Here is a 13,681-nt window from a genome sequence, read left to right on the forward strand (position 1 = left end):
GGCCCTGCCGGGGCCGGTCAAATCTGCTGAAGGCTCTGCTGACGCCGTGCGTGTTGCGGTGTCCTAGTTGGCGTGGAGGGCCTCGTTGAGCACCACCGTCTGCCCCTTCCGCGGAAGGACCTCGACTTCGCCGGTGGACGAATTGCGGCGGAACAGCAGGTTGGGAACTCCCGAGAGCTCGATGGCTTTGACGACCTGGCTGCTGTCCTCTCCGCCGGCATCCGTGGTCCCGACGAGGCGGACGCGGGTGCCGGCGGTGACATACAGTCCGGCCTCGACGACCGAGTCATCGCCGATGCTGATGCCCACACCGGAGTTGGCGCCCAGCAGGACCCGCTCGCCCAGGGAGATCTTTTCCTTGCCGCCGCCGGAGAGGGTCCCCATGATGGAGGCGCCGCCGCCGACGTCGGTCCCGTCACCGGTGACGACACCGGCCGAGATCCGGCCTTCGACCATGGAGGTGCCGAGGGTGCCGGCGTTGAAGTTCACGAACCCCTCATGCATGACCGTGGTCCCCTCCGCCAGGTGGGCGCCGAGCCGGACCCTGTCGGCGTCGGCAATCCGGACGCCGGAGGGGATGACGTAGTCGACCATCCGCGGGAACTTGTCCACGCCGTACACCGTCACGGCACCGCGCTTGCGCAGCCGTGCTCGCGTCAGTTCGAAGCCCTCCACAGCGGCCGGGCCGAAGTTGGTCCAGACGACATTGGGAAGTTTGCCGAAGATGCCGTCAAGGTTGATGCTGTTGGGCTGGACCAGCCGGTGGGAGAGCAGGTGCAGGCGCAGGTAGGCGTCCGCCGTGTCCGCCGGGGCCTCGTCGAGGTTGACCTGGACGAACACGACCTTCTGCTCGGTGCCCCGGTCCGCGTCGGCCCCGGTTTCGGCGATGTCTAGCAGCGACTGGTCCGCGTTGGCCGCATCGCGGAGGTGCTCCGTCGCAGTTCCGAGGGCCGGCGCCGGGAACCAGACGTCCAGCACGGTGGATTCGCCGTTGACAGTGGAGATGGTGGCGACGCCGTAGCCATAGGCGGAGCGGGTGTCAGCGGGCACAGCGGAAGAAGCGGTTTCAGTCATGCCTCCAAGTCTATAGACGGCGCCCGCGCTCCCCGAAACCCGTGACGGCCCAACCGGCTGGCAGGTGACGGCGTTTTGGAGCGTCAAAACGGCGTCAAGTGCCAGTCAGGTGGGGAGAGGCAGCGGATACAGTGGAACCGTGACTGCCCCGGAATCCACCGCCCCCGCCTCCCGTCCGCCTGCTCCCGTCCGCCTTGACCTCCGTCAGGACGTTGCCCTGCTGACCGCCGCCCTTATCGACATCGAGAGCGTGTCCGGCAACGAAACGCCGCTGGCGGACGCCGTGGAGCATGCCCTCCGCGCAGTACCGCAGCTTGACCTGGTCCGGGACGGTGACGCGATCATCGCCCGCACCAACCTCGGCCGCGCCGAGCGCGTGATCCTCGCAGGGCACCTGGACACCGTTCCGCTGCCCGGCACGGAGGGTTCCCTGGGCACCGTGCCGTCCTACTGGCCCTCCGGGGCACCGGGCGAGGGCATCCTCTACGGCCGGGGTGCCACCGACATGAAGGGCGGCGTCGCGGTGCAGCTGGCGCTCGCGGCCAGCCTGTTCGACGACGGCGCGGAACCGGCCCGGGACGTCACGTTCGTTTTCTATGACCATGAGGAAGTCGAGGCCGTGAAGAGCGGGCTCGGCCGGCTGGTCCGCAACCACGGCGAACTTCTCGCCGGGGAGTTCGCGATACTGCTCGAGCCCACGGCCGGAACGGTGGAGGGCGGCTGCAACGGCACCAGCCGCTTCGAGGCCACCACCCGCGGTGAAGCCGCCCACTCGGCGCGCGCGTGGATGGGCAGCAATGCGATCCACGCCGCGGCGCCGATCCTGGCCCGGCTGGCGGCCTACGAGCCGAAGACCGTCAACGTGGACGGACTGGACTTCAGGGAAAGCCTGAACGCCGTGAAGATCAACGGCGGCACCGCCGGCAACGTCATTCCGGACCGCTGCGTCGTCGAGATCAACTACCGCTTCGCCCCGGACAAGACCCCGGATGACGCGGAACGCCATGTGCGTGAACTGCTCGAGGGGTTCGACGTCGTCCGTACCGACAGCGCTGCCGGGGCGCGTCCCGGACTGAAGCATCCGGCTGCCGCGTCCTTCGTTGCCGCCGTGGGGGCCGAACCCAAGCCGAAATACGGCTGGACCGACGTCGCCCGCTTCAGTGAGCTGGGCATCCCGGCCGTGAACTTCGGCCCCGGGGACGCGCTGCTGGCCCACAAGGACAACGAGCACGTGGAGGCGGACGCGATCCGCGAATGCCTCCGCGCGCTCCGGAGCTGGCTTTCGGCATAGGCTGCTCCACGCAGAAGGCCCGGATCCTCACGGATCCGGGCCTTTTTGTGCAGTCAGTGTTGCCGGCTACGGCTTGGTGGCGGCCGCCTCCTCGACAGCCGGTTCAGCCTTGGCCACGCCGCCCGCGGCCTTCTTGGACCCGCGGCGCTCGATCCACACGGCGATGCGGGAGACGCAGAGGTTGATTGCAATGTAGATGGCCGCAGCCACGAAGAAGATGGGGAAGAGGTACTGGGTACCCAGGAAGTCGGCCATGACCTGCACCGCCCGGAGCAGTTCACCGTAGGCAACGATGTAGCCGAGCGAGGTGTCCTTCAGCAGCACCACGAGCTGGGCCACCAGGGACGGCATCATCCGGCGGATGGCCTGGGGAAGCTCGATGATCATGCGGGACTGGAAGCTGGTCAGGCCCACCGTCAGGCCGGCTTCGCGCTGGCCCTTGGGCAGGGACTGGATGCCGGCCCGGATGATTTCGGCGAACACCGCGCTGTTGTACAGCACGAGGCCCGCGACGACGGCGATGAACTGGTTGGTGCCGAAGACGAGCAGGACAAAGAGCATCATCAGGACCACAGGCATGCCGCGGAGGAATTCCAGCACGATCCGCGTCGGAATCCGGATGGCGGCCAGGTCGGAAATCCGCAGGAGGCAGAGCATCAGGCCCAGCGGGAAGGCGATCACGGCGGCGACGGCGGCCGCGCTGAGGGTGGCACCGATGCCGTTGCCGAGGAGCGTCCACACGTCAGCCCGGGTGAAGATGGCCCAGCGGCGTCCTTCGAAGATGCCTTGCTGTGCCAGTGTGCTGATGATCCACGCCAGCAGGCCCAGGATCAGCAGCGAGCCGACGACGGAGCCGATCACGGAAACACGGCGGGCCTTGGGCCCCGGGACGTCATAGAGGACGGAGCTCATCGGGCGATCGCCACCTTTCGTTCCACCGTGCTGGCGAGGATGCCGAGCGGGACGGTGATCAGCAAGTAGAAGAAGGCAACGCCCAGCAGGACTGCCATGACCTGGTCGCCGTTGGCGTTCGCGAGCTGCCTGCCGTAGCCGAACAGCTCGAGGACGAAGAAGGCACCGGCAACCGAAGAGTTCTTGACGAGGGCTATCAGGATGTTGATCAGCGGTGGAATGACGGTCCGGAGGGCCTGCGGCAGGATGATCAGCGACAGCACCTGGCTGAACTTCATGCCGATGCTGCGGGCGGCCTCGGCCTGGCCCACCGGAACGCTGTTGACGCCCGAGCGGACAGCTTCAGCGATGAAGGCTGCGGTGTACGCGCTGAGCGCGATGATGGCCGCGACCTCGAACTGCTCGAACTTCACCCCGATGCGCGGCAGCACGATCGCTGCAAAGAAGAAGGCGATGGTGAGGGGCGTGTTCCTCAGGATTTCCACGTAGGTCATGCTGAAGCCGCGGAGGGCTGCGACGGGGGAGACCCTGGCGGCGGCGAGCAACGTCCCGAGCAGCAGGGCGATCACTCCAGACACGGCAGACAGGAAAAGGGTTCGGAGAAAGCCGTTCCAGTAGAGTGGCAGGCTTTCGATGACGGCGTCCATAGGATCCTTCGGCTGGGTGTCGTGGACTGGAGCGAAAATGGGAGCGGCGGTTGCCGGAGCCGCGGCGAGCGGACCCCGGCAACCGCCTGACGTTAGCTAGTAACGGACGATGGCAGGAAGGTCCGGGGCGGTCTTGATGACCGAGCCCGCGGTGGCTTCCCAGGCCTTCTTGTAGGAGCCGTCCTTGGCGAAGCTTTCCAGCTGGTCGTTGATCCAGTTACGGAACTCGGTGTCGTCCTTCTTCAGGCCGATGCCGTAGGGCTCCTTGGTGAACGTCTCGTCCGAGGCCAGCTTGAAGGCATCGGGCTCCTTGTCCACGAAACCGGCCAGGATCACGTTGTCGGTGGTGACGGCCTCAACCTGCTTGTTGCGGAGCGGTTCAAGGCACGCCGAGTAGGTGGCGGCCGGAACGAGCTCTGCCTGGTACTTCTCAACGATCGTGGCAGCGGGGGTGGAACCGGTCACGGAGCAGACCTTCTTGCCCTTGACGTCCTCCGGCTTGGTGATGGAGGTGTTGTCCTTGTTGACCATCAGTGCCTGGCCGGCCTCGTAGTACGGTCCGGCGAAGCTGACAACCTGCTTGCGCTTGTCGTTGATGGTGTAGGTGGCGATGACAAGGTCAACCTTGCCCTGTTCGATGAACGGTTCGCGGTTTGCGGAAACGGTCTCGGACCATTCGATCTTGTCGGCAGGGATTCCGAGCTTGGCGGCGATGAGCTTACCCATCTCGACGTCGAAGCCGACCGGCTTGCCGTCGAGGCCGACCTGGCCGAACAGCGGCTGGTCGTACTTGGTACCGATCTTGATGGTTCCCGCGGAGGAGAGCTTTGCCATGGTGCTTCCGGCAGCGAACGAAGGCTTCTCGGCGACGGTCGGGTTGCTCGTGGTGCCGGTACCGCTGCCACCACATGCGCTGAGGGACAGCGCCAGGGCTGCGGATGCTGCTACCAGGAGGGATTGCCTCCGGGTGAAAAATGCCTTCATGACATTCCTTTCATTGGGCGGCCGCCGGGGACGGCCTGGGTGCGAACTCTGAGGGTGGCAGGTCAGTGGGTCAGGAGCTTGGACAGGAAGTCCTTGGCCCGGCTGCTCTGCGGATTGGTGAAGAACTCCTCGGGCTTCGCGTCTTCCACGATCTGGCCGTCGGCCATGAAGACCACACGGTCCGCGGCCTTTCGGGCGAAGCCCATCTCGTGGGTGACCACGATCATGGTCATGCCTTCCTTGGCCAGCTGGATCATGACGTCCAGAACCTCGTTGATCATCTCCGGGTCCAGCGCGGACGTGGGCTCATCGAAGAGCATGACCTTCGGCTTCATGGCAAGGGCCCGGGCGATGGCAACACGCTGCTGCTGGCCACCGGACAGCTGGGCGGGAAGCTTGGGGGCCTGGTGGCCCACGCCGACGCGTTCCAGCAGGGCCATTGCCTCCCTCTCCGCCTCGGCTTTGGAGACTCCCTTGACCTTGATGGGTCCGAGCGTGACGTTCTCCAGGATGGTTTTGTGCGCGAAAAGGTTGAACGACTGGAAAACCATGCCCACGTCGGCGCGCAGCTTGGCCAGTTCCTTGCCCTCTTCGGGCAGCACTTTTCCGTCGATTTGGATGACGCCGTCGTCGATGGTCTCGAGCCGGTTTATGGCGCGGCAGAGCGTCGACTTACCGGACCCCGACGGCCCGATGACAACGACAACCTCGCCCTTGCGGACGTTCAGGTTGATGTCCTTCAGGACGTGCAGCTGGCCGTAATGCTTGTTTACGGCATTCAGGGAGACGAGCGCATCGCCGGGCACTTGAGTAGTCATAGGTGTAATCTAGCGAACATCATGGCATTTGGCCGCAATCAGCCCCTGTTCCCTGAGATCGTGATTCAAGAGATACCTGCACGTCAGCATGCCTGCTGCGGGCCCTGCATCGGGGGCGCCCGCCGCCGGAAAGGCCGCCCGCACTACAGAGGATCGCAAGGTAATGGGTCTACCCTTTGCACATGAGTATCGATCCAAAGCAGAGCCCCGCCCCAGACGCCAGCGAGCAGCGGCCCACCGAACGGCGTGATGCGCCGGTCAACGGCATCCGCCACAAGGGCCCGCTGGAGCTGCGGCGGAAACAGGCCAAGGTCACGATGTCCGACCAGACCCTTCTCGATACCAAGGGCCCGGGACAGTTCGTGCACACCGACCCCTGGCGCGTGCTGCGGATCCAGAGCGAATTCGTAGAGGGCTTCGGCGCCCTGGCCGACCTGGGCTCGGCCGTCAGCGTCTTCGGCTCGGCCCGGACCGTCCCGGGCAGCCCGTACTACGAGCTCGCCGTCGAGGTGGGCCGGAAGCTGGCCGAGGCCGGGCTTGCCGTGATCACCGGCGGCGGCCCGGGCTCGATGGAGGCTGCGAACAAGGGCGCCGTGCAGGGAAATGGCGTGTCCGTGGGCTTGGGCATCGAGCTGCCTTTCGAGCAGGGCATGAACCAGTGGGTGGACCTGGGCATCAACTTCCGCTACTTCTTCGCCCGCAAGACCATGTTCGTTAAGTACGCTCAGGGCTTCATTGTGCTGCCGGGCGGCCTGGGGACCCTCGACGAGCTCTTCGAGGCCATGGTCCTGGTCCAGACCCGGAAGGTGACCTCCTTCCCGATCGTGCTGCTCGGTACGGCTTTCTGGAGCCCGATGGTGGAGTGGATTGAGGGCACGCTGGTTGCCGAAGGCATGATGTCGGAGGAGGATCTCGATCTGATCCACGTGGTGGACGATCCGGCGCTCGCTGTGGAGCTGATCGTGGAAGGTGCGGCGCGGCACCGGAATCCGAACGGCAACGGCAACGCCAACGGCCATGGCCACGGCCACAACGGCAACGGAACGGTCAACGGCAGCGGACGCGGCCCACTCGGCTGAGCCGCCCGGGGAGCAGCCCCGCGGCCGGCTTCTGGCACGATGGAGGAGTGAGCTTTTTCCTGATTTTCCTGGCGATCATCCTGATCGGCGTCGCCGTCCTGCTCGGCACCGGCGTCGCGTCGAAAGTTTTCCGCCGCGACGCGCCGGGCGCCATGCCGTTCGACGACGGCCTTGACGAGCCGGTGGCGTCCCTGCCCCCGGTGCTCCTCCCGGAGGACCCCGCGCCGTCCGACATTGACCATCTTCGTTTCGCCGTCGGGCTGCGGGGATACCGCATGGACCAGGTGGACCAGGTTTTGGACGAGCTGCGGGACCAGCTCGCGGCCAAGGACAAGAAGATCGCTGACCTCGGAGCGGAAGTGGGACGCTTGCGCCACGCCGCAGGGCAGGCCCGGTGAACGACCCGGCGCATCCGCCGGTTAACGCTCCGGCGGACACGCCACCGGCCGCGGCGGCGGCCGGTCCGCAACGCCACGGCGGAGCCGCAGGACGGGTGGCCCGGACCGCAGCCCTTAAGGGCCGCCTGGCTTCCGCCGGCGGGCAGGTGTCCGGGTGGCCGTGGTGGGTTCAGGTGAGCGGGCTGTACGTCGCCGCCCGGCTCGCAAGCGCGTGGATTTTCATGGCGGCCGCACTGCACCAGGGCGTCAACCCCTGGTTCCCCGCGCGGCCCGACTACTGGTCCTTCATCAATATCTGGGACGCGCGGTGGTATGGGGAAGCCCTGCAGAATGGCTATCCTGACGTCCTGCCAACGGATGTGTCGGGCGCCGTGCAGGAAAACGCCTGGGCCTTCTACCCATTGTTTCCGACGCTGGGCCGGGTACTCGCGGGCGTGACCGGAATGCACCCTGCCGTCGCCCTGACGCTGATTGCGTCCGTCTGCGGCCTCGGCGCAGCGCTGGTGGTCTATGGTCTGTTCAGGCTCAAGGCCACCCATGGCACGGCCCTGTGGGGGACGCTGTTCTTCTCCACCTTCCCGGTGTCGGCGGTCCTGCAGGTGCCCTACGCCGAGTCCCTGAATCTCCTGCTGCTGGCCGGGGCCCTGCTGCTCGTGGTGCAGCGCCGGTATCTGTCCGCAATGCCCGTCGTCGTCCTTATGTGCCTCTCACGCCCTACCGGGGTGCCGTTCGCGGCGATGGCGGGGCTGCTGCTGCTCTACCGCCTTTGGCAACGGCGCGCGGAACGCCGCCGCGGGGAAGGAACCGGCGAGGGCCATCGGACCCTGCATGCCGCCCCCGCGCCGGGGAGCGCCGCCCCCGCGCCGGGGAGCGCGGCGCCCTCCAGCGGCGCCGAACTCTGGTCCCTCGCGGGCCTGACCGCGGTCAGCGGGATCGGCGCCCTGCTCTGGCCGGCCATCGCATGGGCAATCACGGGCGACCTGCAGGCCTACACCAAGACCGAGACTGTCTGGCGGGGACACGACCTCGTCCCGTTCCGGCCGTGGTTTGACACCGGCGTCATGCTTTTCGGGCCCACTCTCGGAGTGCTGGCGCCCTTCGTTTTCGTTGCGCTCTTCGCCCTGCTCATGATGTCCCGGCCCGTGGCCGCCCTGGGCACCGAGTTGCGGCTGTGGTGCAGCTGCTACCTGGGCTACCTGCTGGTCTTCCTGCATCCCCAAACCAGCACCTTCCGGATGCTGCTCCCGCTCTTTCCGCTGGCCCTCAGCGCCGCGCTGGTCTCGCGGTCCCGTGCCTACCGCGGCACGGTGGTCCTGATGTTCCTGCTGCTGCAGATCGTCTGGATCGTGTGGCTGTGGGCCTGGGCGCCCCTGCCCGGCGGTGGCGACTATCCGCCGTGACCGCGAACACCTTTCCGCGGCCCCGCGCCGGTTCTGCGCGGCGGGGAGGAAAGTCCAACGATTAGCTACGGGCGCGTAGTTACGCGATAATAGGTGGTAAGCAAGGGCAAGAAGCACACTGAGTTCATGGCCATGATGGCTTCCATCACGGCCGCCGGGCGGCTTGATTGACTAAGCGGACGCAGCCCGGCCGGGCTGCTAAGTCACAGGACTAATGGAGGGGATATTCCTTATGGCGGCTATGAAACCACGCACCGGCGACGGACCGATGGAAGTGACCAAAGAGGGACGGAGCCTGATCATGCGGGTCCCGCTCGAAGGTGGAGGACGGCTCGTCGTTGAGTTGAATTCCGCCGAAGCCACGAACCTGAAGGAATGCCTCGTCGGCGCTACGGAGTAGTTGTTCCGGACAGCTCCACGACTAGTTCGAGAGGGCGGGCCGGCAGTCATTGACTGCAGGTTCCGCCCTTTTTCTGTTGGCTCAGCTCATCTGTTCGCTGGGCTCGTCTCGACTGCTGCGCCGGTCCGGCCGCAGCGGAAGGCGGCGGCCGGAGGGCGGCCCGCCGGCTACTTCTTGACGGCGATCAGCAGGCCGTCGCCGGTCGGCAACATGGCCGAGTGGAGCCGGTCATCGTCACGGATGGACTTGCCCACCTGCCGCAGCACCGTCGTGGTGGCGTCCCGCGCCGGCGGGATTGGCGACGCGGTCCTTGTCCAGGGCGTCGTTGAGCACCAGCAGCCCGCCGCGCTTGAGCAGGCGGATGGCCTGTTCGACGTAGCCGGGGTAGTTCGGTTTGTCGGCATCGATGAAGACCAAGTCGTAGGCACCGTCGGTCAGCCGCGGAAGGACGTCACCGGCCCGGCCCGAAATCGTCCGGGTCCGGTTGGCCGGGCTGCCTGCTTCCTGGAAGGCTTCCCGGGCCGCCCTGAGGTGTTCGACGTCGACGTCGATGGTGGTGAGAACGGCGTTCGGGCCCAGGCCGCGGAGGATGCACACGCCCGAGACGCCGGCTCCGGTGCCGATCTCCACCGCCGTCTGCGCCTTCGAAGCGGCAGCCAGCACGGTCAGCACCGCTCCGACCCCGGGGCCGACGGGCGTGACGCCGAGCTCGAAGGACCGTTCCCGCGCATGAATCAGGACCTCATCCTCGGCAGGCAGATCTTCTGCGTAGGACCAGCTCGTGGATTTATCGGCGCTCATGGGTTTTCGCTTTCTGGGCGGCAGGGGGAGTGTTCTTTACAGCCTACTGCGTCCGGCGGGGCAGGGCCGGGAGGCGCCTCCGCCTGTCCGGATCGGCAGCCCAAACCCGTTTCTGCCGTTGGCGGAAGAACGTCCGGGCGTCAGGGAATTCCCAGCTTGCTTTGAAATGATGGGAATCCGTTCATCCGCGTGGTGTTCGGCGCCGAATAAGGGGCAGGAGTTTGCACCCGCAAGCACCGTCCACGGCGAAGTGTCATCCACGAGGGGAGCGGACGATGTCGTTTCAGGCAGTAGTCCCTGCAGCTGAAGAGTCCAGGCCCGCCACGGAAAGCGAGTGGGTCCGGCCGACGTGGGAGGAAGTGGTGACCAACCACTCCGCCAAGGTCTACCGGCTCGCGTACCGGCTCACCGGCAACAAGTACGACGCCGAGGACCTCACCCAGGAGGTGTTCGTCCGCGTCTTCCGCTCGCTCGAAAACTTCAAGCCGGGCACGTTGGATGGCTGGTTGCACCGGATTACCACAAACCTCTTCCTGGACCAGGCCCGGCGTAAGAGCCGCATCCGCTTCGACGCGCTCGCCGAGGACGCCGAGTCCCGGCTGCCCGGCCGCGAACCGGGCCCCGAACAAAGCTTTGAATTCAACAACCTCGACCTCGACGTGCAGGCCGCACTGGAGGAACTGCCCCCGGACTTCCGTGCCGCCGTCGTGCTGTGCGACCTCGAAGGCTTGTCCTACGACGAGGTGGCCGTGGCTCTGGGCGTCAAGCTGGGAACAGTGCGGTCCCGGATCCACCGCGGCCGGACCATGCTCCGGGAAAAGCTCGCGCACCGTGACCCCCGGCCGAAGCAGACCCTCGCGCCGCGGCTCAAGCTGCCGCGCATCGCCGGCCTGCTCTGAACGGGTCAATGAAGCTGCTGAAACGACTGCTGGGCGGTTGCCCTTGCGGCTACTCCAGGCGAGCCAGGCGCCGGCGCAGCAGCAACCGCGCCGGACAGGTTTTCCGCGTGACCCCCTGGAGCCGGAAGCACCAACAAGTCTGCGACGAATGCAGGCTGCGGGAGCGCCGGGAGCAGCAATACCTGGAACGGCTGCGCCGTGCCGCCGTCCCCGCCGCCAGTGACGACCTGACCGCGCGGCTGCTGGCCCGGACCGGCGAACTGGCCCGCGCGGCGGACCCAGTGCCGGGACATGCGCCCTCGGCAGGCCACCCACCCGCGGCAGGGCACCCGGATTCAGTTGCGCCCTCGGCCCTGCACGGAGCGCTTCCCGCCGGCGGGCAGCCATGGGGACCGGTCCGCGGCGGCGTCCGCCGGCGAACGGGGCTTGTGGCCGCGACGGCCGGGGGTGCTGCCGCCGCCGTGGCCCTGATGGCCGGGTCAGCGTACCTGCTGGGAGAAAGCCCAGCGCCGCTGGCGGCCGGGGAAGCATCGACGGCGTTCCTGCAGAAGGACCTGGGTGTCTCCGCCGCCGCCCTGACGCCGGACGCCGGGCCGGCTCCCGCCTGGAGCATGCCCGGCGAGCCGGACATCTCTCCCGCCGACGCGCTCAGCGCCGGGCAACTTGCAACCCTGCGCGCGCAGGGCTGGACCTGTCCGGACCTCAGGGCCCTTGGCTTCCACCTTGTCTGGGCGCGGGGCGGCGTGGCGGCCGGGGCAGACGTCGTGGAACTGCGGCTCACTGACGGACGCCACTTTGCCACCGTCCTCGAGCAGCACGCGGGCGGGCCCGCGCGCCAGGGGGCGACAGCACTCCGGCAAACCGCTGCCGCTCCGGTGAATGTGCTGACCGGCCATTCCGCGGGTGCCGACGGTTTCGCGCCCGCGAGCCTGCCCGGGACACTCCGGCCCGCCGACAACCCCGTGGGCGCGCTCCCGGGCGGCGGGAACGGCGGGCTGTGGATCAATCCGGCGCCGCCCTTCCGTGCCATCGTGCAGGGTTCCGCCGGCACCTTCACCTACGTCTCGGACCAGCCCGCGGACGAGGCCGCCCGTGGCCTGGCCGCACTGGTGCGGACCTCGGCCGTGCCGGGCCGGGAAACTCAGGCTCTGGAAACTCAGGATCCGGAAACCCCGGATCCGGCAACCCAGGGCCCGGAAACGCAGGACTCCGAAACGCAAGCGGACGCCCGGAGCGCGCCTGCGGAGGCCACTCGGGCCGGGATCCAGGTCCGGTTGGAGCGCGGCTTCGGCAGGATGCTGGAGCTCCTGGCGCCATGACGAGCGGCCTGGCATGCAGCCGGCGTGCTGGGGGCACCGCGGAATCGCCGCTGCTTCACCGGAGAGGGTAATCTTCCTACAGTGCTTGGAATCAACGGACCGGAGTTTCTCCTTCTGCTGATCATCGGACTTCTGGTGATCGGTCCCAGCCGGCTGCCCGAATACACCCAGAAGCTTGCCAACGTGGTCAAGGAAGTCCGCCGGATGGCCTCGGGGGCGCGGGAACAGATCAAGGAAGAAGTCGGCATCGACATCGATGATGTCGACTGGAAGAAGTACGATCCGCGGCAGTACGATCCGCGGCGGATCATCCGGGAAGCGCTGCTCGAGGACGACACCAAGCCGGTCAGCGCCGGATCGCCCGCCGCGGTGGCGGCGGTGGCCGGCGCCACGGCTGCTGCCTCCGTGCCCCGTCCGGTCCGCGACGTCGAGCGGTTGCCCGAAGGGGAGCCCGCGCCTTTCGACGCGGAGGCCACCTAGCGCGGCTGCAGACCGAGGGACATGCCCTTGAGCCCGCGGGGCACCGCGGCAAGCTTTCCGGCGATCTCCAGCAGGGCCGCGCCGGCAGGGGTCTCCGGACGTCCCAGCACCAGCGGAATCCCCGCGTCGCCGCCCTCGCGGAGCAGGATGTCCAGGGGAATCTGGCCCAGCAGCGGTACCTCGGTGCCCACCGTCGCGGAGAGCCGTTCGGCGAGCACCGCCCCGCCGCCGCTGCCGAACAGCTCCATCCTGCCGCCGTCGGGCATCTCGAGATAGGACATGTTCTCCACCACGCCGGCCACGGACTGGCCGGTCTGGGTGGCGATGGTGCCGGCGCGTTCCGCCACGTCCGCGGCAGCGGCCTGCGGCGTGGTCACAACGAGGATCTGGGCCTTGGGCAACAGCTGGGCCACGGAAATCGCAATATCGCCGGTGCCTGGCGGCAGGTCCAAAAACAGCGCGTCGAGGTCGCCGAAGTAGACGTCCGTGAGGAACTGTTCGAGGGCGCGGTGCAACATGGGGCCCCGCCACGCGACCGGCTGGTTTCCGCTGACGAACATGCCGATGGAAATGACTTTGACCCCATAGGCCACCGGCGGCAGGATCATGTCATCCACCGGCGTCGGGGCTTGGGTGATGCCCATCAGCGCCGGGACAGAGAAGCCGTACACATCCGCGTCGACGATGCCGACGCGCAGCCCCTGGGCAGCCAGGGCACAGGCGAGGTTGACCGTCACGGACGATTTCCCCACGCCGCCTTTGCCGCTCGCCACGGCGTAGACCTTGGTGAGTGAGCCCGGCTGGTTGAACGGGATCCCGCGCTGCCCGCCGGGCCCGCGCAACTGCTCCTTGAGTGCGTTGCGTTGTTCCTGGGTCATGACTTTCAACTCGACCTCGACGCCGGTGACCCCCGGTACCGCGGCCATCGCCGCCTCGCAGTCCGCGGTGATGGTGCCCCGCAACGGGCATCCTGCAATCGTCAGAAGCACCGCAATCCTGACCGAGCCATCATTCCGGACCTCCACGGATTCGACCATGCCCAGCTCGGTGATGGGGCGGCGCAGCTCCGGATCAATCACGGTGGCCAGGGCCGCTTGGACGGCCGCGGCGAGGGGGGAGTCGATGGAGGAATCGAACGGGGCGCTGCCCTGTGTCGTACTCATGCTGCCGTGCTCATTC

14 protein-coding genes and 1 pseudogene are annotated in these 13,681 nt (G+C 67.4%); 8 read left to right on the forward strand and 7 right to left on the reverse strand.

Annotation, left to right across the window (positions count from 1 at the left end):
• Positions 1 to 63: 63 nt before the first annotated feature.
• Entirely contained in the window at positions 64 to 1,074 is a 1,011-nt protein-coding gene (gene dapD, locus QFZ65_RS06905) for a 2,3,4,5-tetrahydropyridine-2,6-dicarboxylate N-succinyltransferase (protein ID WP_306909272.1), read from the reverse strand.
• Between the two features lie 139 nt (positions 1,075 to 1,213).
• On the opposite strand from dapD, the gene dapE reads away from it, so the two are divergent.
• Positions 1,214 to 2,365 carry a succinyl-diaminopimelate desuccinylase gene (dapE, locus tag QFZ65_RS06910; RefSeq protein ID WP_306909274.1) on the forward strand — a complete coding sequence of 384 codons (1,152 nt, stop codon included), beginning with the start codon at positions 1,214 to 1,216 and terminating at the stop codon, positions 2,363 to 2,365.
• 66 nt (positions 2,366 to 2,431) lie between these two features.
• On the opposite strand, the gene QFZ65_RS06915 is transcribed toward dapE, so the two are convergent.
• From QFZ65_RS06915 to QFZ65_RS06930, 4 genes are all read right to left on the reverse strand, one after another.
• Complete coding sequence (locus QFZ65_RS06915; protein ID WP_306909276.1) at positions 2,432 to 3,277, reverse strand: amino acid ABC transporter permease; 846 nt, start codon at positions 3,275 to 3,277, stop codon at positions 2,432 to 2,434.
• The gene (locus QFZ65_RS06920) at positions 3,274 to 3,924 is read right to left on the reverse strand and encodes an amino acid ABC transporter permease (RefSeq protein WP_306909278.1); all 651 of its coding nucleotides are present in this window, start codon (positions 3,922 to 3,924) and stop codon (positions 3,274 to 3,276) included. The genes QFZ65_RS06915 and QFZ65_RS06920 overlap by 4 nt, the downstream gene beginning before the upstream one ends.
• Positions 3,925 to 4,020: 96 nt before the next feature.
• On the reverse strand, positions 4,021 to 4,908 hold the full coding sequence (locus QFZ65_RS06925; protein WP_306909279.1) for a glutamate ABC transporter substrate-binding protein: 888 nt from the start codon (positions 4,906 to 4,908) through the stop codon (positions 4,021 to 4,023).
• A 62-nt stretch (positions 4,909 to 4,970) separates the two neighbouring features.
• The gene (locus QFZ65_RS06930) at positions 4,971 to 5,726 is read right to left on the reverse strand and encodes an amino acid ABC transporter ATP-binding protein (RefSeq protein ID WP_306909283.1); all 756 of its coding nucleotides are present in this window, start codon (positions 5,724 to 5,726) and stop codon (positions 4,971 to 4,973) included.
• A gap of 182 nt (positions 5,727 to 5,908) precedes the next feature.
• On the opposite strand from QFZ65_RS06930, the gene QFZ65_RS06935 reads away from it, so the two are divergent.
• The 4 genes from QFZ65_RS06935 to QFZ65_RS06950 all read left to right on the forward strand — a co-directional run bounded on the left by QFZ65_RS06935 (position 5,909) and on the right by QFZ65_RS06950 (position 9,003).
• Positions 5,909 to 6,805 carry a TIGR00730 family Rossman fold protein gene (locus tag QFZ65_RS06935; RefSeq protein ID WP_306909285.1) on the forward strand — a complete coding sequence of 299 codons (897 nt, stop codon included), beginning with the start codon at positions 5,909 to 5,911 and terminating at the stop codon, positions 6,803 to 6,805.
• A 47-nt stretch (positions 6,806 to 6,852) separates the two neighbouring features.
• Positions 6,853 to 7,203, forward strand: coding sequence for a DivIVA domain-containing protein (locus QFZ65_RS06940; RefSeq protein WP_306909287.1), 351 nt, complete (start codon positions 6,853 to 6,855; stop codon positions 7,201 to 7,203).
• Positions 7,204 to 7,298: 95 nt separating this feature from the next.
• Positions 7,299 to 8,603, forward strand: coding sequence for a hypothetical protein (locus QFZ65_RS06945; protein WP_306912518.1), 1,305 nt, complete (start codon positions 7,299 to 7,301; stop codon positions 8,601 to 8,603).
• A 232-nt stretch (positions 8,604 to 8,835) separates the two neighbouring features.
• The gene (locus tag QFZ65_RS06950) at positions 8,836 to 9,003 is read left to right on the forward strand and encodes a DUF3117 domain-containing protein (protein ID WP_306909290.1); all 168 of its coding nucleotides are present in this window, start codon (positions 8,836 to 8,838) and stop codon (positions 9,001 to 9,003) included.
• Between the two features lie 167 nt (positions 9,004 to 9,170).
• On the opposite strand, the pseudogene QFZ65_RS06955 reads toward QFZ65_RS06950, so the two are convergent.
• Positions 9,171 to 9,804 (reverse strand): annotated as a pseudogene (locus tag QFZ65_RS06955) (O-methyltransferase).
• Between the two features lie 275 nt (positions 9,805 to 10,079).
• On the opposite strand from QFZ65_RS06955, the gene sigE reads away from it, so the two are divergent.
• The 3 genes from sigE to QFZ65_RS06970 all read left to right on the forward strand — a co-directional run bounded on the left by sigE (position 10,080) and on the right by QFZ65_RS06970 (position 12,502).
• Positions 10,080 to 10,703, forward strand: coding sequence for an RNA polymerase sigma factor SigE (gene sigE, locus QFZ65_RS06960; RefSeq protein ID WP_306909292.1), 624 nt, complete (start codon positions 10,080 to 10,082; stop codon positions 10,701 to 10,703).
• A 107-nt stretch (positions 10,704 to 10,810) separates the two neighbouring features.
• A complete protein-coding gene (locus QFZ65_RS06965; protein WP_306909294.1) occupies positions 10,811 to 12,022 on the forward strand; it encodes a hypothetical protein in 1,212 nt (403 codons plus the stop codon).
• Between the two features lie 81 nt (positions 12,023 to 12,103).
• A complete protein-coding gene (locus QFZ65_RS06970; protein ID WP_306909295.1) occupies positions 12,104 to 12,502 on the forward strand; it encodes a twin-arginine translocase TatA/TatE family subunit in 399 nt (132 codons plus the stop codon).
• Here QFZ65_RS06970 and QFZ65_RS06975 read toward each other — a convergent pair.
• A complete protein-coding gene (locus QFZ65_RS06975) occupies positions 12,499 to 13,665 on the reverse strand; it encodes an Mrp/NBP35 family ATP-binding protein (RefSeq protein ID WP_306909297.1) in 1,167 nt (388 codons plus the stop codon). The two genes, QFZ65_RS06970 and QFZ65_RS06975, sit on opposite strands and share 4 nt — an antisense overlap.
• Between the last annotated feature and the right edge of the window lie 16 nt (positions 13,666 to 13,681).

The sequence above is a fragment of the Arthrobacter sp. B3I9 genome, from assembly GCF_030816935.1.
Taxonomy (GTDB): domain Bacteria; phylum Actinomycetota; class Actinomycetes; order Actinomycetales; family Micrococcaceae; genus Arthrobacter.

Excerpts from the sequence above, each read along its gene's own strand:
- QFZ65_RS06925 (WP_306909279.1), bottom strand. The coding sequence starts at position 4,908 with ATGAAGGCATTTTTCACCCGGAGGCAATCCCTCCTGGTAGCAGCATCC.
- QFZ65_RS06975 (WP_306909297.1), bottom strand. The coding sequence starts at position 13,665 with ATGAGTACGACACAGGGCAGCGCCCCGTTCGATTCCTCCATCGACTCC.
- QFZ65_RS06930 (WP_306909283.1), bottom strand. The coding sequence starts at position 5,726 with ATGACTACTCAAGTGCCCGGCGATGCGCTCGTCTCCCTGAATGCCGTA.
- QFZ65_RS06950 (WP_306909290.1), top strand. The coding sequence starts at position 8,836 with ATGGCGGCTATGAAACCACGCACCGGCGACGGACCGATGGAAGTGACC.
- sigE (WP_306909292.1), top strand. The coding sequence starts at position 10,080 with ATGTCGTTTCAGGCAGTAGTCCCTGCAGCTGAAGAGTCCAGGCCCGCC.
- QFZ65_RS06935 (WP_306909285.1), top strand. The coding sequence starts at position 5,909 with ATGAGTATCGATCCAAAGCAGAGCCCCGCCCCAGACGCCAGCGAGCAG.
- QFZ65_RS06915 (WP_306909276.1), bottom strand. The coding sequence starts at position 3,277 with ATGAGCTCCGTCCTCTATGACGTCCCGGGGCCCAAGGCCCGCCGTGTT.
- dapD (WP_306909272.1), bottom strand. The coding sequence starts at position 1,074 with ATGACTGAAACCGCTTCTTCCGCTGTGCCCGCTGACACCCGCTCCGCC.
- QFZ65_RS06920 (WP_306909278.1), bottom strand. The coding sequence starts at position 3,924 with ATGGACGCCGTCATCGAAAGCCTGCCACTCTACTGGAACGGCTTTCTC.